The following is a 16,512-nucleotide window of genomic DNA, read 5'->3' as shown; positions in this document are numbered from 1 at the left end:
TATCCACTTCGCTCGAAAACGCTCTAGCCGCGCAGCCTGACGCGATCCTCGCGCGCGCAGTCGGTGACGAAGCCGATGACGGCGCGCACCGCGGGAAGCTCGACCAGATCGGGATGGGCGAGCAGCCAGAGATCGGAAAGGCTCGAGAGCTTTTGCGGCGCGACCCGCACCAGATCGGGGTAGTCGGCCCCGACCAGGCAGGACAGCGCGCAAATCCCGAGCCCGGCCCGCGCCGCCGCGAGCATGTCGCCCTGCGATGAACAGCGCATCACCAGCGTGCCCTGTCGGGTGATGACGTCGCTCCAGCGCGCCAGATGCGCGTTCGAGGCCTGGTCGGCAAAGCCGATCACATGGTGGCCCCGCCACTCGTCCCGCCGCTCCGGCAGCTTGCGGCCTGCCGCATAGTCGCGGGAAGCGTAGAAGCCGGTGCCGAGCCGCCCGATCTTGCGCCCGATCAGGTTCTCCTCGCCCGCATCGACCGGCCTTAGCACCACGTCGGCCTCGCGGCGGCGCACGCTGGCCGGGAACGGGTGGGTGATGATCTCGAGCTGGATGTTGGCGTGATCGCGCAGGAACGGGCCGAGGCGCGGCATCAGCCAATGCGCGGCCAGCGTCGCGCCGATCGACAGCTTCACGACGCCGCGCGCCTGCCCGCCGGTAGCGGACGCGGCCGCCTCCGCGCGCAAAGCCGCCGCGGCCATCGCTTCGGCATGCTCGCGGAATTTGCGGCCCTGCGATGTCAGCGACAGACCGTCATTGGAACGCGCGAACAGGCGGGTGCCGAGTTGCTGCTCGAGCGCCGCGACGTTGCGACCGACGGTGGGGTGGCTGATGCGCAGCCGCCTTGCCGCCCCGGCGAGGCTGCGTGTCTCCGCCACCGCGACGAATGTCTTGCAAAGCTCCCAGTCCATGCCGCTCCCCTTTCTGCGACATCGTTCATTTCTGGTCGATCCGATGTTCAATATTGAACGCCACGACCGAGCCGTCCAGCCTTATATTGCCGCGCCAAGAGAGCCGCCGCTCCAGTCATCATAACAAATCGCGATCCGCCCCGACCGCCGGCCGGGCGACGCGCATGGAGGATCCGAAAATGTCGCTGCCCGCTTCGCTCGCCAACAAGCTTGAACTGCCGGTCGTCGGCTCCCCGCTGTTCATCGTCTCGGGGCCCGAGCTCGTGATCGCGCAGTGCAAGGCCGGCATCGTCGGCTCGTTCCCGGCGCTGAACGCCCGCCCGGCCGAAAAGCTCGACGAATGGCTGACCCAGATCGAGAACGAGCTCGGCGAGTACCAGGCGCTGCATCCGGAGACGAAGGTCGCGCCCTACGCCGTCAACCAAATCTGCCACGCCTCCAACGACCGCCTGATGCGCGACATGGAAACCTGCGTGAAGCACAAGGTGCCCGTGATCATCACCTCGCTGCGCCCGCCGTCCGAAATCGTCGAGGCCGCGCACTCCTATGGCGGCGTGGTGTTCCACGACGTCATCAATGTAAAGCACGCGCGCAAGGCCGCCGAGCAGGGCGTCGACGGCCTGATCCTGGTCTGCGCCGGCGCGGGCGGCCATGCCGGCACGCTGTCGCCGTTCGCGCTGGTGCGCGAGGTCAAGCAATGGTTCAAGGGCACGATCCTGCTGTCGGGCGCGATCTCCGACGGCTGGAGCATCGCATCCGCGCTCGCGCTCGGCGCCGACCTCGCCTATATCGGCACCCGCTTCATCGCGACCGCGGAAGCCAACGCGGATATCAGGTACAAGCAGGCGCTGACCGAATACGCCGCGCACGACATCATCTATTCGAACCTGTTCACCGGCGTGCACGGCAACTATCTCGGACCGTCGATCGCGGCGGCAGGCCTCGATCCGGGCAACCTGCCGGTCGCCGACAAATCCAGCATGAACTTCGGCTCCGGCGGCAACATGAAGGCCAAGGCTTGGCGCGACATCTGGGGCTCGGGCCAGGGCATCGGCCAGATCACCGACGCCCCGCCGGTCGCCGAACTGGTGGCGCGGCTCAAGTCCGAGTTCGCCGCGGCGCGCAGCGACTTTCTGCGCACCAGCGCCTGACGCTGTTTCACAAAGTCCGGGAGTGAACCATGAAACGAGCGCAACACGCGCTGGCAGCCGCGCTTGCGGTCTGCGCGATCGCCGGCACGGCCGCCGCCGACAACGGCAACGAAGCGATCCGAATCGGCCAGACGCTGCCCTATAGCGGACCGGTCTCCGGCTTCGGCACCATCGGCCGCGCCCAGGAAGCGTTTTTCGCGAAGGTCAACGCGGAGGGCGGCATCAACGGCCGGCAGGTGAAATTCATCACGTTGGACGACGCCTATTCGCCGCCGAAGACCGTCGAGCAGACCCGCAAGCTGGTGGAGCAGGAGGAGGTGCTGATGATGTTCGGCTCGCTCGGAACCGCCACCAACAACGCCGTGCACCGCTATCTCAACAGCAAGAAGATCCCGCAATTGTTCGTGCTGAGCGGCGCGACCAAATGGGCCGACCCGAAGACCTATCCGTGGACCATGCCAGGCATGGCGTCCTACGAATCTGAGGGCGTGGTCTATGCCAAATATGTGCTGCAGGCCAAGCCCGACGCAAAGATCGCGATCCTTGCGCAGAACGACGATTTCGGCCGCGACTATGTCGCCGGCTTCAAGCGTGCGCTCGGCGGCAAGGCCGCGAGCATGATCGTCGCGGAAGCGAGCTACGAGACCTCAGCGCCCACCATCAGCTCGCAGCTCGCGACCCTGAAGGCGTCCGGTGCCGATGTGCTGTTCGGTGTCGTGCTCGGCAAGTTCACGCCGCAGATGATCAAGGGCGTGGCCGAGATCGGCTGGAAGCCGGACCTGTTCTTCGTACCGACCTCCGCGTCGTCGATCTCGTTCCTGGAGCCCGCCGGGCTCGAGAACGCGGTCGGCCTGATCTCGTCCAGCAACCAGAAGGACACGATGGATGCGCAATGGGCCGATGATCCCGCCGTGAAGGACTATCTCGCCTTCATGAAGCAGTACCTGCCCAATGCGGACCTCAGCAACTCGAACTACTCGGCGGGCTATCACTATGCGACGCTGCTGGTGGCCGTGCTGAAGGCCTCCAAGAACGATTTCAGCCGCGAGAACATCATGCGCCAGGCGGCGTCATTGCGCGACGTTCCGCTGCCGCTATTGTTGCCGGGCATGACGGTGTCGACCGGGCCGGACGACTACCTGCCGTTCCAGCAGTTGCGGCTGCGCCGGTTCAACGGCAAGAGCTGGATCAGCTTCGGCGAGATCCTGGACGATCGCTAGGAGACGAGGCGCGACATGATCATCAGCGGCGACAGACAGATCAGCTACGGCGACATTCACGCTCGCATCGCGCGGGCGACCAGCGGCTTCCGGACGCTAGGCGTGCAGGGCGGCAAGCCGGTCGGCATGATGCTGCGCAACGATTTCGCGCTGTTCGAGGTGGTCGCGGCCTCGGCCGCGCTCGGCAGCCCGGTGGTACCGATCAACTGGCATCTGAAGGCCGACGAGGTCGCCTACATCCTGTCCGACAGCGGCGCCGACACGCTGGTCTGCCACGCCGATCTGCTGCCGCAGATCCGCGACGGGCTGCCGCCGGCAATCAAGCTGCTGGTGGTGACGACGCCACCGGAGATCGCCGCGGCCTACGGCGTGGCGCCGGCGCTCACCCGCGTGCCTGACGGCATGACCGACTGGGACGTCTGGCGGGAGACGCACCAACCGCTGACCGACGCGCCGATCGGCGCGGCGCCGATGTTCTACACGTCGGGCACCACCGGACTGCCGAAGGGCGTCAAGCGCAAGCCGATGCGGCCCGAGCAGCAGGCGGCAGCCGCGCGGGTCGGTGCCATCACCTACGGCGTCAAGCCGAACGAGGATCAGGTGATCCTGATGAACGGCCCGATGTATCATTCGGCGCCGCACTCCTACGGGATGCTCGCGTTCCGCAACGGCTGCGTGATCGTGCTCGAGCCGCGCTTCGATCCGGAGGATCTGCTGCAACTGATCGAGCGCCACCATGTCACCCACATGCATATGGTGCCGACCATGTTCGTGCGGCTGCTGCGCCTGCCCGAGGAGACGCGGCGCCGCTACGACCTGTCGTCGCTGCGCTTCATCGTCCATGGCGCGGCGCCCTGCCCTGTCGACGTCAAGCGCGCGATGATCGAGTGGTGGGGACCGGTCATCAACGAATATCTCGGCTCGACCGAGACCGGCATCCCGGTCTGGCATTCGTCAGCCGAAGCGCTGGCCAAGCCCGGCACCGTTGGCCGCGCGATCGAGGGCGGCATCGTCAAGATCTTCCGGCCCGACGGGACGCCATGCGACGTCGGCGAGCCCGGCGAGATCTTCATGCGTCAGACCGCGACCTCGGATTTCGACTATCACGGCAATGCCAAGGCGCGCGCCGAGGCCGATCACGACGGCCTGATCAGCGTCGGCGATGTCGGCTATCTCGACGCGGACGGCTATCTGTTCCTGTGCGACCGCAAGCGCGACATGGTGATCTCGGGCGGCGTCAACATCTATCCCGCCGAGATCGAGAATGCCCTGATCGGCATGGCAGGCGTCCGCGACTGCGCGGTGTTCGGCGTTCCCGACGACGAATATGGCGAGCGGCTGTTCGCCTGCGTCGAGCCGGAAGCCGGCAGCACGCTTTCGGTTGCGGCGATCCAGGATTTCCTCCGCGACAAGCTGGCCAATTTCAAGGTGCCGAAGGAGATCCGCTTCATGGACGCGCTGCCGCGGGAAGCCACCGGCAAGATCTTCAAGCGCAAGCTGCGCGACCTCTACCGCGAAGGACGGCTCGGCTGAACGATGTGACGGCGAAGCGAACGGCGTTTGAAACTTAGTTGCTGTTGCAAACGGCCGGCAATCGACGCAACGATGCCGGCACATCCTGAGCCCGGATCACCGCCATGAACTCGACCGACTTCATCGTCATCCGCAACGATCTGCAGCAGTGCAAGGTGATCGAGACGCAGTTGCCCGATGCCGCGGCGCTGCCGGCCGATGCGCTGCTGGTGAAGGTGACCCGCTTCGCCTTCACCGCCAACAACATCACCTACGCCGTGATCGGCGAGCAGCTGAAATACTGGCAGCTGTTCCCGGCGCCCGAAGGCTACGGCATCGTCCCGGTGTGGGGCTTTGGCGAGGTGCTGGTCTCGAAACATCCGATGATCGCGGCCGGCGAAACGCTGTTCGGCTATTTCCCGATGGCGACCCATCTGGTGATCAAGGCTACCGACGTCAGCAAGCGCGGCCTGCGCGACGGCGCCGCGCACCGGCAGGAGGTCTCGCCGGTCTACAACGCCTATGCCCGGGTCTCCGGCGATCCGACCTATGCCGGCCGGCAAGGTGACTACCGGGCGCTGATGCTGCCGCTGTTCATGCTATCCTTCCTGGTCGACGACTTCCTGGCCGAGAATGCGTTCTACGGCGCACGCCGCGTCATCCTGTCGTCGGCCTCGAGCAAGACCGCGTTCGGGCTCGCCCATCTCGTGCACAAGCGGGGTGTCCCGGTGATCGGGCTGACCTCCAGGGGCAATGTCGATTTCGTCAGCTCGCTCGGCTGCTACGACGAGGTCGTCACCTATGACCAGGTCACCGCGATCCCGTCGGCCGAGCCTGTCGCCTATGTCGACATGGCCGGCAACAGCGCGCTGCGCGGAAGTCTGCACCGGCACTTCGGCGCGCAGATGGTCTATTCCGGCCGGGTCGGGCTGACGCACCGTGCCAGCGAGCCGGAGGAGCCGACGCTGCCCGGCGCCAAGCCGGTCTGGTTCTTCGCCCCGGACCAGATCCGCAAGCGCGCCAAGGAATGGGGACCGGGCGGCATCGACCAGCGTTTTGGCGCCGCCTGGGCCGAGCTCGTGCCGCATCTGCCGAATTGGCTTGACGTGGTTGAGCGGCGCGGCCCGGCCGCGGTGCGCGAGGCCTATCTCGATACCCTGCAAGGCCGCGTTCCGCCGGATCAAGGCCTGATCCTGTCGCTGGCCGAATAGGCGCTATCCCGTCGCGCCCTTTCTGCGTGCCTTCGAATGGGTATAGGCTTTGCGGAAAGGGAACGCCGCCAAGAAAATATCAGCAAGGCGGCCGATGGCGAGAAACGCTCAATGCTCGACAAGACGGACGATATTTCGGTCGCCGCCGACAATTGGCTTGTGCAGTTCGAAGATGCGCTGGCGAGCCCGGACGATGTGCTGCTGAAGCCACTGTTCCATCCCGACAGCTACTGGCGCGACGTGCTGGCGCTGAGCTGGAACATCCAGACCGTCAACCGGGCCTTCGCAATCATCGAGGAGCTGCCGGCGCATGCGCGTCACAGCGCGCCGCATGACTTCCGCATCGATGCCGAGCGCGCGGCGCCGCGCCGGGTGACGCGCGCCGGCACCAACGCCATCGAGGCGATCTTCAAATTCGAGACGGCGGTTGGCCGCGGCCATGGCATCGTGCGGCTGATCCCTGATGCCGCCGACGACGATCGCCTGAAGGCCTGGACCTTGCTGACGGCGCTCGAGGAGCTGAAGGGTTTTGAGGAGCAGCAGGGCCACACCAGGCCGCGCGGGAAGTCCTATTCGCGCGACTTCCGCGGCCCCAACTGGCTCGACCTGCGCAAGGCATCCGCCGAATATGCCGACCGCAACCCTGATGTGCTGGTGGTCGGCGGCGGACAGGCCGGGCTTGCGATCGCCGCGCGGCTGCAGCAGCTCAAGATCGACGCGCTGATCGTCGACCGCGAGGCGCGCGTCGGCGACAATTGGCGCAAGCGCTATCACGCGCTGACCCTGCACAACCAGGTACAGGTCAATCACCTGCCCTACATGCCATTCCCGCCGAACTGGCCGACCTACATCCCGAAGGACAAGCTCGCCAACTGGTTCGAATCCTATGTTGATGCGATGGAGCTGAACTTCTGGACCGGCACGGAATTTGTCGGCGGCAGCTATGACGACGCAACGGGGCGTTGGACCGTCGAGTTGCGCCGCGCCGACGGCACGACCCGCAAGATGCAGCCGCGCCATGTGGTGATGGCAACCGGCGTCAGCGGCATCCCCAATCTGCCCGATATCCCCGGTTTGAAGAATTTTTCCGGCAAAGTCATGCATTCCAGCCGCTACGAGGACGGCGAGAACTGGACCGGCAAGCGCGCGCTCGTGATCGGCACCGGCAACAGCGGCCACGACATCGCGCAGGACCTGCATTCCTCGGGCGCCGAGGTCACGCTGGTACAGCGCTCCTCGACGCTGATCACCAATATCGAGCCGTCGGCGCAGCTTGCCTATGCCGCCTACAATGAAGGTACGCTCGAGGATAATGATCTGATCACGACCTCGATGCCGCTCGCGCTCGCCAAACGCAGTCATGTGCTGATGACCGAGCAGTCGAAGCAACTCGACAAGCCGCTGCTCGACGGCCTTGCGCGCAAGGGCTTCAAGCTTGATTTCGGCGATGGCGGCACCGGCTGGCAGTTCAAATACCTGACCCGCGGCGGCGGCTATTACTTCAACGTCGGCTGCTCCGATCTGGTCGCGAGCGGCGCGGTCGCCCTGCAGCAATTCGCCGACATCGAGACCTTCGTGAGCGAGGGCGCGCGGCTGAAGAACGGCGAGACGGTTGAGGCCGACCTGATCGTACTCGCGACCGGCTACCGGCCGCAGGAAGAGCTGGTGAAGAAGCTGTTCGGCGAGGCGATGGCCGCGCGCGTCGGCCCGATCTGGGGCTTTGGCGACGGCCAGGAGCTGCGCAACATGTACAGCCGCACGCCGCAGCCCGGCCTCTGGTTCATCGCCGGCAGCCTCGCGCAATGCCGCATCAACTCGCGCTATCTCGCATTGCAGATCAAGGCGATCGAGGAAAGCCTGATGCCGCGCAACGTCGGGCCACGGGCGGATTTTTCGTAGAAGCCTGCCGTCGTTCCGGGATGCGCGAAGCGCAGACCCGGAACCTCGAGATTCCGGGTTCGATGCTGCGCATCGCCCCGGAATGACGATCTTGGGGAGACATCTTATGCCAACCACCCTCGGCACCGGCGAACACCGCTATCGCGTGGTGGAGAATTTCGCAAAACTCCCCGACGGCTGGAGCCTGACCGATGTTGCCTCCGTCGCGGTCGACAGCAAGGACCGCGTCTACGTTTTCAACCGCGGCGACCATCCGATGGTGGTGCTCGACCGCGCGGGGAATTTCATCAAGAGCTGGGGCGAAGGCGTGTTATCGCGTGCCCACGGCCTGCATATCGACGCCGACGACAATCTCTATTGCACCGATGACGGCGACCACACCGTGCGCAAATGCTCGACCGACGGCAAGGTGCTGCTGACGATCGGCATCCCGAACAAGCCGGCGCCGTTCATGAGCGGCGAGCCGTTCCACCGCTGCACCCATACCGCGCTGTCGCCGAAGGGCGAGATCTATGTCTCCGATGGCTACGGCAATGCCTGCGTCCACAAATACACGCCGGATGGCAAGCTGATCAAAACCTGGGGCGAGCCCGGCACCGATCCCGGCCAGTTCAACATCGTGCACAACATCGCGACCGACGCCGATGGCTGGGTCTATGTCGCCGACCGCGAGAACCACCGCGTCCAGGTGTTCGACGGCAACGGCAAATACGAAACGCAGTGGAACAACCTGCACCGGCCCTGCGCGCTGTGCTGCTGCTGCTGCGGCGGCGGCAAGCAGCCGAACTTCGTGATCGGCGAGCTCGGCCCTGGCATGGCGGTGAATCGCAAGGTGCCCAATCTCGGCCCGCGGCTGTCGATCGTGGATCACACCGGAAAGCGCATCGCGCGCCTCGGCGGCGAGCAAGGCCCCGGCGTCGAGACCGGAAAATTCCTGGCGCCGCACGGCATCGCGCTGGATTCCCGCGGCGACATCTATGTCGGCGAAGTCGGCGTCACCGACTGGAAGACCAGCTTTCCGGACACCGAGATGCCGGCCGCGGTGCGCGTGACGCGATGCCTGCAGAAGCTGGAGAAGGTTTAGATTCAGTCTCCCACCGTCACTCCATCACCGTCACCCCGAGGAGCGCGCATCGCGCGCGTCTCGAAGGGTCGACGGCCCGGCCGGTGGCCGTGCATCCTTCGAGACGCGCGTTCCGCGCTCCTCAGGATGACGGATCAGGCAGCGAGCGCCGCGACTAAGATCAATCCCGTTTGCTGCCCGACGCCTTGGCTATCGCCCGCGAAATCAAATCTCGCCGATCACCTCGCGGCGGCGCTGCTCGGATTCTTCCGCGTAGCGCCGCATCGCGTGCGCTTCGGTGAGCAGGCCGATCGGCCGGCGGTCGCCGTCGCCTTCGACCACGGCGAGCGATTCCGCTTCGGCCGCGTCGAACACCGCGATCGCCTCCTGCACGTTCATGCCGGGATGCAGCACCACGTCGGCGTAGCGCAAGATGGCAGCAAGCCCCTTGTCGGCCTCGAGATCCGGCGCGTGCGCTTCCGCAACCAGCGCGAGCCCGGCGTAATGCCCCTCGCCGTCGACCGCGACGACCTGGGTCTTCGAGCCCGGCGGGAATTCCTCGCGGAACGCCTCGATCGGCATCGCGGCGTTCACCGTCGTCATGTCCTGCCGCATCATCTTGCCGACCGTGAGATCGCGGATCCAGCCGATATCGGCGGCGCTGCGGATGGTCTCGCCGCGCAGATGCAGCCGCCAGGTCGCGAACGAATAACCGAACAGCTCGCGCGTGATCGTGGTCGAGATAATGACCGCGACCAGCACCGCGGTCGTGAGCCAGAGGTTGCCGGTGGATTCCAGCGCGATGAAGGACATCGTGAGCGGACCGCCGATCACCGAGGCCGACAGCGCGCTCATGCCAATCACCGCATAGGCGTTGGGGTCGAGGTTCAGCCCCGGCCACACGATGTCGACGCCGGCGGCGAACAGCCGGCCGCCGAGCGCGCCCATGAACAGCGTGGCGAAGAACAATCCGCCGCGGAAGCCGGAGCCGAGCGAAACGATCGAGGCAACCGCCTTCAGCGCGAACACGCCGGCGATGAAGGCAAGCGGCATCGCTACGATGCCGGCGAAGCGCAGCGCGCCGTGGCCCGACGACATCACCTGCGGCGTCAAAAGGGCCATCGCGCCGACTGCAAGCCCGCCGAGCGCCGGCCGCAGCGGCGGCCAGAGCCGGCTCTTGGTCAGCAGCGCCTCGCACAGCGTCACCCCGCGCATGATCGCAATGCCGGTCAGGGCCGCGACCATACCGAGCAGCGCCGCGATCGCGAGATCCCGCCCGAGCACATCGCCGACGGTTCCGACGCCGACGCCGAGCGGCAGCGGCTCGAAGGCATGGGCGACGAAGTAGCCGGTCACCGCCGCCACGCCGACCGGAGTCAGGCTGGCCGGCGTATAGCCGCCGATCACAAGCTCGAAAGCGTAGAACGCGCCCGCAAGCGGCGCGCTGAAGGCGCCGGCGATCGCTGCCGCCGCGCCGCAGCCCACCATGATTCGCTGGTCGTTGCGGCGGAGGTGAAAGCCGCGCCCGAGCGAGGCGGCGAGGCCGCTGGAGAGCTGGGTGTAGCCGGCCTCGAGCCCGACCGAGCCGCCGACGCCGCTCGACCAGATCGTCTGCAGCGCCACGATCACGCTGCCGCGGAACGACATCCGCCCGCCATAAAGCGCGTTGGCCTCGATCGGGTCGATTTCGCGGGCCGGCCGGACCCGAAGCAACAGAAGGAACGCAAATCCCAGCAGCAGGCCGCCGATCGTGGGAACCACGAGCGCGCGCACGGGATCGATGCTGGGCTGGCTCGACAACCGGTCGCCGAGCGGCAGATTGAACAGCACCGAATGCAGCACCGTGACGAGGCCGCTCATGACCGCCACCACGAGGCCGCCGATGGCGCCGATCAGCACCGCCAGCACCACAAGGCTCGTCTCGTGCGCGCGCACGAACGCGCGCAACCGGCGCGGCGCCTCGAGATAGCTTGAGGTCGTGGTCATCGGCAGGGTCCGTCACTGGCCGACAGGGCCTTGCGGCTCCCTTTACGGGCCTCGCGGGCGGGAGGCAATCGGGGCAGGAACATGGCAGGGCGCGGCGGATAAGCCGCTCATTGCTCTTCACAATCCCGTCACGCTGCCTGTAGTATGTGAGTGCATGCTGCTTCGCAGCTAATGGGAGTCAGGAGCGTTATTTGAACGCACATGTCTCGCAAGGCGGTTGGCCGGTGCTGGTCTTGAATGCGGACTTCCGGCCGCTGAGTTATTACCCGCTGTCGCTCTGGTCCTGGCAGGACGCGATCAAGGCGGTGTTCCTCGATCGTGTCAACATCGTCGAATATTACGACCGGGCGGTACGAAGTCCTTCCTTCGAAATCCAGCTGCCGAGCGTCGTATCCCTCAAGTCCTTCGTCAAGCCGACCACCCACCCCGCCTTCACCCGGTTCAACGTTTTCCTGCGCGACCGATTCAGCTGTCAGTATTGCCTGTCGGGCGACGATCTCACCTTCGATCACATCATTCCGCGCAGCAAGGGTGGCCAGACCACCTGGGAGAACGTCGTCGCCGCCTGCTCGCCCTGCAATTTGCGCAAGGGCAATCTCACGCCGCAGCAGGCCAAGATGTTTCCGAAGCAGACGCCCTATGCCCCGACCGTGCATCAGCTGCATCGCAACGGCCGGCTGTTTCCGCCGAACTATCTGCACGAGAGCTGGCTCGATTATCTCTACTGGGATACTGAGCTCGATCCGTAGAGCGCGCTGGCGCGCATCGTCGTCACATCGAATGCAAGCCGTACCGCTGTGATTTGGATCAGGCGGGTCGCTTGGTGAGGGCCGCCTCGCCCTCCTCGCGTCCGGGAACGCTGACGTGGACCTCGTGCCCCATCCTGATCGCCACTGCCGCGGCGGCCGCCGCCGATTCGAATGCAGCCTCCTTGGTGGCGTATCCGCCGTTGAGATTGCCGTCGTGCAGGACGCCCCATTCCTTGCCGGCTGCAATCACCGCATATTGAGCCAATCCCATCGTCTCCTCCTTACGCTGGCGGCGCCGCGTCAGGTCTCGTTCCGCTTGTATCTTTCGCGGACGACATCCTCGCCGGCCTGCACCGCGCGCCTGCTGCGAAAATGGTGTTGAAGCACGCCGAAGATCAAAGCGGTCAGCAGCACGAGCGCTCCGATGCCGTAGATGATTTCAAGGCCCATATCCATTCGGTCTCTCCAAGCCTTGTTCTCAAAGCCTTGCTCTTAAAGCCTTGCTCTCTTGCCGCCCGCCGGGGCGGCATCGTTCATCCGCTCTTCGCGGCGCTGTCGATGCTTTCGCGGTGAATTTCGCGCGCGTCGCTGCCGATCACCGAGATGAAGTAGCCGCGTCCCAGATATTCCTGTCGCGTCTCGGCAAGGTCGATGGCGAGCCGCTTGGCGACGGCAATGGCTTCATCGCGGTCGGTAACCGGCTGACCGGTTGCATCGATCACACGCTCATCATTCACGATCGCGAAGTGAAAGGCGGACATTCACTATCTCCGCGCATCAATGCGTGTTCGATTCATGCCACTTTTCCAGGTCCGGCTTCTCGTCTCCTGAGCGCTTCGCATCCCCAGAGCGCTGCTCCTTCTCCGGGTTTCCCTTCCACGGCTTGTCGGTTTGCGCGTGGGAACCCCAGTCGCTCGAGCGCCCAGAATCCTGCGTTACCGGCTTTCTGTTCATCACAATCTCCTCAAGAACAGAAGCATCTGTATCCCGATGTGTTCCTAACCCGCCGCGCTCAAGGTCCGCCCGCAACCGAGCATAACCAGCGCATCGAGGTCGATCCCGCAGCAGTATTGACGCTTCCTCACGCAGGATCGCATTCGCGTGATCGTCCGCGATGTTCGCAGTATATCATTGCATCCTAATAGTTCGCATCCTATCTAATTTGCATGCCGCCTTCGCAGCCCCATATCCACGCCGAGATCGGCCGCCTGGTGACCAGGCTGGCCCGGATCTGGCGTCGCGAGTCGGATCAGGCCTTGTCCGACCACGGACTGTCCTACGCGACGGCGATTCCGCTGCTGGTGTTGTCACGCCAGGGAGAGAACGTCCGGCAAGGCGTGCTGGCCGATGAACTGGGGATCGAAGGGCCTTCACTGGTGCGGTTGATCGATCTGCTGCAGTCTGAAGGCCTCGTCGAGCGTCGCGAGGACCCGACCGACCGGCGCGCCAAGACGCTGCATCTCACCGCGGCCGGCGGAGCCAAGGTCGAGGAGATCAATCGGGTGCTGCGTCGCGTACGGGCCAGCCTGCTGAAGGATATCGGCAGCGCGGAACTTGCGGTAACCTTCGAGACGCTGCAGCTCATCGAGCAGCGGGCGAGCCGCCTGCAGGACGCCAGGACTGCGCCAGCCAGGACTGCTCCAGAGGCGAAATAGTCATGCGCGCGGAAGAGCCGTTCCTGGTCCGCCACGCGGATCTCATCTTCGCGTTGAAGACGTTCGCGGCGTCGATGCTGGCGCTTGTCATCGCCCTGGCGATCGATCTGCCGCGTCCCTATTGGGCGATGGCGACGGTCTACATCACCTCGCAGCCGCTGGCCGGCGCGACCAGCTCGAAGGCGTTCTTCCGCGTGATCGGTACGCTGGTCGGCGCGAGCGTCACGGTCGCCCTGGTGCCGAACCTGGTCAATGCACCGGAGCTACTGTGCCTCGCGATCGCGCTCTGGGTCGGGCTCTGTCTCTATTTATCGCTGCTCGACGGCACGCCGCGCAGCTATGTCTTCATGCTGGGCGGATATACCGTCGCGCTGATCGGCTTTCCGTCGGTGGCTGACCCCGGCAGCATCTTCGATGTAGCGCTGGCACGGGTCGAGGAGATCTCGCTCGGCATCATCTGTGCGAGCCTGGTGTCGACGGTGGTGTTTCCCCGCAGCGTCGCGCCGGCGGTCGGCGGCCGCATCAGGAGTTGGCTGTCGGATGCGCGCCGTCTGTCCCGCGACGTGCTGCTTGACCGCGGGACCGGCGAGACGCGCCGGGCCCAACGCCTCCGTCTTGCGACCGACATTGTCGAGATCGATACGCTGGCGACCCATGTCGCCTATGACCGGCTGGCCGACGCCGGCACCGTGCGTGGCCTCGGCGAGGTCCGGCTGCGCATGCTGATGCTGTTGCCGATCATCACGTCGATCGAAGACCGGCTTACCGCACTTGGCGAAGCGGCGCTGCAACGGCAACCGGAGCTGCAACGCCTGATCGGCGATCTCGCCGCATGGATCGTGGACGAGGACCGCCAGCGACAATCCGGCGAGCAGATCCGCACCGCAATCGCCGAGCGGCAATCTGCGCTCGACGGCATCGCGCCGCGGGAACGCATCATCACGATCAGCCTGCTGCTCCGGCTGCGCGAGCTTGTCGATATCTCGGCCGACTGCCGCGCGCTGGGCGATGCGATCGCCGCGGGCCGGGATATCTCCAGCGTCCCGCTGGCGTTCCACCCGGAGTCGGGGGCCGCACCGGTCCGTCATCGCGACCACGGCATGGCGCTGTGGTCGGCCGCGGGCGCAGCGGTCGCCATCCTGATCTGCTGCGGCCTGTGGATTGCGACCGGCTGGGCCGATGGCGCCTCGGCGCCGATGATGGCGGCGGTCGCCTGCTCGTTCTTCGCCGCGCAGGACGAGCCGGCGCGCAGCATCCGGGCCTTCGGCCTGTTTTCACTGGTCGCGATCGTCATCGTCGCGATCTATCAGTTCGCGCTGGTGCCGGGCATCTCCCATGTCGAGGTCCTGATCGCGGCGCTGGCGCCGACCTTCCTCCTGTACGGCTTTTTGATCGCACGACCCAAGACCGCGCCGATCGGCATGGCGCTCGCCGCCAACACCGCGACGCTGCTCGCGCTGCAATCGACCTACAGCGCGGATTTCGCCAGTTTCGCCAACACGTCGGTCGCCTTCTTCCTCGGTGTTGTGATCGCGGAGATCGTAACGCGGATCGCGCGCGGCGTCGGCGCCGAATGGATCGCCAAGCGGTTGATGACGTCGAGCTGGCAGACGCTCGCGGTCGCGGCCGAACGGCGCGGCCACGGCGATCGCGCGCAGTTTGCCGGCCTGATGCTGCATCGGCTCGGGCTATTGGTCCAGCGCATCGCCTTCATCTCCGAGAGCGACCGCCGCGATGCCGACAGCCTGGTCCAGCTCCGCATCGGGCTCAACATCATCGACCTCAGGCGGGCGCGTTACGGCCTCGCCGCAGTGACCGTGCGTGCCATCGACGATATGCTGGACGACCTCGCGGCGGCGTTTCGCGCCCGTGCGGACCGGGCAATGCCGGCCGAACTGTTGTCATGCATCGATACGGCGCTGACCGCGGTCGTCAAGGACCCCAATGAGCGCGCGCGGGACGATGCATTGCTCGGCCTCGTCGGCATCCGCCGCGGCCTGTTTCCGGATGCACCCGCGTATCGATCGCAGCCCGAAGCGAGTTTCGCCGCATGAGATATGAGCTCGACATTTACGGCGTGCTCGTTCCGGCGCTGCTGCTGTGGCTCATCGTCGCCTATGCGCTGAGCGCAGTGGTGAGCCGGATCATGCAGCGCTTCGGATTCTACCGGTTGGTCTGGCATCGCGCGCTGTTCAATTTCGCCCTGTACGTATGCCTACTCGGCGTCGTGGTTTATCTTTCGGAGTTTCTGCCATGAAAGCGAATTTCGCCTGGCTCGGCCGGGTTGCGCTGACCGCGGTCGCCGTCGTCGCCGCACTCGCTGTCGCTCGCGCGCTCTGGGTCTACTATATGGAATCGCCATGGACTCGCGACGGCAGGGTCCGCGCCGACGTGATCCAGGTGGCTCCCGACGTCTCCGGCTTCGTCACCGACGTGCTGGTCAAGGACAATCAGCCGGTGCATCGTGGCGACATCCTGTTCCGGATCGATCGCGCACGCTTTGCCCTGGCACTGAAGCAGGCCGATGCAGCGGTCGCCGGCCATCGCGCGACGCTGGATCAGGCCGACGCCGACCTCAAACGCTACAGCTCGCTGACCACCGATGCGGTGTCGCAGCAGAAGCAGGAGCAGGTTCTGGCGACGCAGCTGCAGGCCAAGGCGGCCTATGACCAGGCGGTCGCCGACCGCGCCGTCGCGCAGCTCAATCTGGATCGCAGCGAGGTGCACGCTTCGGTGAACGGCACCATCACCAATATGGACCTGCGGCCGGGCGCCTACGTCACCGCAGGCAAGGGCGTGATGGCGCTGGTCGACACCGACACGCTGCATGTGGAAGGCTATTTCGAGGAGACCAAGCTCGCGCGCATTCGCGTCGGCGACAAGGCGCAGATCCGGCTGATGGGCGAGCCGGTGCGGCTCACCGGACATGTCGAGAGCATTGCGGCCGGCATCGAGGATCGCGACCGCGCGGCAGGCGCGAGCCTGCTCGCAAATGTCAACCCGACCTTCAGCTGGGTTCGGCTCGCACAGCGCATCCCCGTGCGCATCGCGCTGGACCACCTGCCGGATCGCATCGCGCTGGTCGCCGGCCGTTCGGCGACGGTCGAGATCATGGACTAGCCGGCTGGCCGGGGCGCATCCGCGGCGACAGCATC

General features: G+C 65.7%; 17 protein-coding genes. 11 read left to right on the top strand and 6 right to left on the bottom strand.

The features are described 5' to 3' along the window. Positions 1–23 precede the first annotated feature (23 nt). Positions 24–911: a LysR family transcriptional regulator gene (locus tag J2R78_RS21250; protein ID WP_092080497.1), complete on the bottom strand. Its 888-nt coding sequence runs from the start codon at positions 909–911 to the stop codon at positions 24–26. A 179-nt stretch (positions 912–1,090) separates the two neighbouring features. On the opposite strand from J2R78_RS21250, the gene J2R78_RS21245 reads away from it, so the two are divergent. The 6 genes from J2R78_RS21245 (at position 1,091) to J2R78_RS21220 (ending at position 8,988) form a co-directional block, all read left to right on the top strand. After that, positions 1,091–2,062 carry a nitronate monooxygenase family protein gene (locus tag J2R78_RS21245; RefSeq protein WP_253606625.1) on the top strand — a complete coding sequence of 324 codons (972 nt, stop codon included), beginning with the start codon at positions 1,091–1,093 and terminating at the stop codon, positions 2,060–2,062. Positions 2,063–2,091: 29 nt separating this feature from the next. Next, positions 2,092–3,282 (top strand): ABC transporter substrate-binding protein, encoded by a 1,191-nt coding sequence (locus J2R78_RS21240; RefSeq protein ID WP_253606623.1) that lies wholly within the window; start codon positions 2,092–2,094, stop codon positions 3,280–3,282. A gap of 15 nt (positions 3,283–3,297) precedes the next feature. Next, on the top strand, positions 3,298–4,815 hold the full coding sequence (locus J2R78_RS21235; protein ID WP_253606621.1) for an acyl-CoA synthetase: 1,518 nt from the start codon (positions 3,298–3,300) through the stop codon (positions 4,813–4,815). A gap of 104 nt (positions 4,816–4,919) precedes the next feature. Beyond that, a complete protein-coding gene (locus J2R78_RS21230; RefSeq protein ID WP_253606620.1) occupies positions 4,920–6,005 on the top strand; it encodes a DUF2855 family protein in 1,086 nt (361 codons plus the stop codon). A 111-nt stretch (positions 6,006–6,116) separates the two neighbouring features. Next, positions 6,117–7,904 carry an NAD(P)/FAD-dependent oxidoreductase gene (locus J2R78_RS21225; protein ID WP_253606618.1) on the top strand — a complete coding sequence of 596 codons (1,788 nt, stop codon included), beginning with the start codon at positions 6,117–6,119 and terminating at the stop codon, positions 7,902–7,904. Between the two features lie 106 nt (positions 7,905–8,010). Next, the gene (locus J2R78_RS21220) at positions 8,011–8,988 is read left to right on the top strand and encodes a peptidyl-alpha-hydroxyglycine alpha-amidating lyase family protein (RefSeq protein ID WP_253606616.1); all 978 of its coding nucleotides are present in this window, start codon (positions 8,011–8,013) and stop codon (positions 8,986–8,988) included. A gap of 204 nt (positions 8,989–9,192) precedes the next feature. Here J2R78_RS21220 and J2R78_RS21215 read toward each other — a convergent pair whose 3' ends face one another. After that, on the bottom strand, positions 9,193–10,953 hold the full coding sequence (locus J2R78_RS21215; protein ID WP_253606614.1) for a chloride channel protein: 1,761 nt from the start codon (positions 10,951–10,953) through the stop codon (positions 9,193–9,195). Positions 10,954–11,144: 191 nt separating this feature from the next. Here J2R78_RS21215 and J2R78_RS21210 point away from each other — a divergent pair, with 191 nt between their 5' ends. Further along, positions 11,145–11,702, top strand: a complete 558-nt coding sequence (locus J2R78_RS21210; protein ID WP_016845270.1) for an HNH endonuclease — start codon at positions 11,145–11,147, stop codon at positions 11,700–11,702. A gap of 58 nt (positions 11,703–11,760) precedes the next feature. Here the strand turns inward: J2R78_RS21210 and J2R78_RS21205 are convergent, their stop codons facing one another. The 4 genes from J2R78_RS21205 to J2R78_RS21190 all read right to left on the bottom strand — a co-directional run bounded on the left by J2R78_RS21205 (position 11,761) and on the right by J2R78_RS21190 (position 12,656). Next, on the bottom strand, positions 11,761–11,973 hold the full coding sequence (locus J2R78_RS21205; RefSeq protein WP_253606608.1) for a hypothetical protein: 213 nt from the start codon (positions 11,971–11,973) through the stop codon (positions 11,761–11,763). 29 nt (positions 11,974–12,002) lie between these two features. Then, positions 12,003–12,158 (bottom strand): hypothetical protein, encoded by a 156-nt coding sequence (locus J2R78_RS21200; RefSeq protein ID WP_176936779.1) that lies wholly within the window; start codon positions 12,156–12,158, stop codon positions 12,003–12,005. 77 nt (positions 12,159–12,235) lie between these two features. Further along, the gene (locus J2R78_RS21195; RefSeq protein WP_092080482.1) at positions 12,236–12,463 is read right to left on the bottom strand and encodes a DUF6894 family protein; all 228 of its coding nucleotides are present in this window, start codon (positions 12,461–12,463) and stop codon (positions 12,236–12,238) included. Between the two features lie 16 nt (positions 12,464–12,479). Then, entirely contained in the window at positions 12,480–12,656 is a 177-nt protein-coding gene (locus tag J2R78_RS21190) for a hypothetical protein (RefSeq protein WP_253606607.1), read from the bottom strand. A gap of 212 nt (positions 12,657–12,868) precedes the next feature. Here J2R78_RS21190 and J2R78_RS21185 point away from each other — a divergent pair, with 212 nt between their 5' ends. The 4 genes from J2R78_RS21185 to J2R78_RS21170 are packed head-to-tail and all read left to right on the top strand — an operon-like array spanning position 12,869 to position 16,477. Beyond that, positions 12,869–13,357, top strand: coding sequence for a MarR family winged helix-turn-helix transcriptional regulator (locus J2R78_RS21185; protein ID WP_253606605.1), 489 nt, complete (start codon positions 12,869–12,871; stop codon positions 13,355–13,357). 2 nt (positions 13,358–13,359) lie between these two features. Next, positions 13,360–15,411 carry an FUSC family protein gene (locus tag J2R78_RS21180; RefSeq protein WP_253606603.1) on the top strand — a complete coding sequence of 684 codons (2,052 nt, stop codon included), beginning with the start codon at positions 13,360–13,362 and terminating at the stop codon, positions 15,409–15,411. Beyond that, positions 15,408–15,614 (top strand): DUF1656 domain-containing protein, encoded by a 207-nt coding sequence (locus J2R78_RS21175; protein WP_028333641.1) that lies wholly within the window; start codon positions 15,408–15,410, stop codon positions 15,612–15,614. Before J2R78_RS21180 ends, J2R78_RS21175 begins: the two co-directional genes overlap by 4 nt. Beyond that, a complete protein-coding gene (locus J2R78_RS21170; protein ID WP_253606601.1) occupies positions 15,611–16,477 on the top strand; it encodes an HlyD family secretion protein in 867 nt (288 codons plus the stop codon). The genes J2R78_RS21175 and J2R78_RS21170 overlap by 4 nt, the downstream gene beginning before the upstream one ends. Positions 16,478–16,512 lie beyond the last annotated feature (35 nt).

The sequence above is a fragment of the Bradyrhizobium sp. USDA 4538 genome, from assembly GCF_024171045.1.
GTDB lineage: Bacteria > Pseudomonadota > Alphaproteobacteria > Rhizobiales > Xanthobacteraceae > Bradyrhizobium > Bradyrhizobium australafricanum.
The sequence above is the reverse complement of the archived record's forward strand: the minus strand, read 5'-3'. Positions and strand labels throughout refer to the sequence as shown.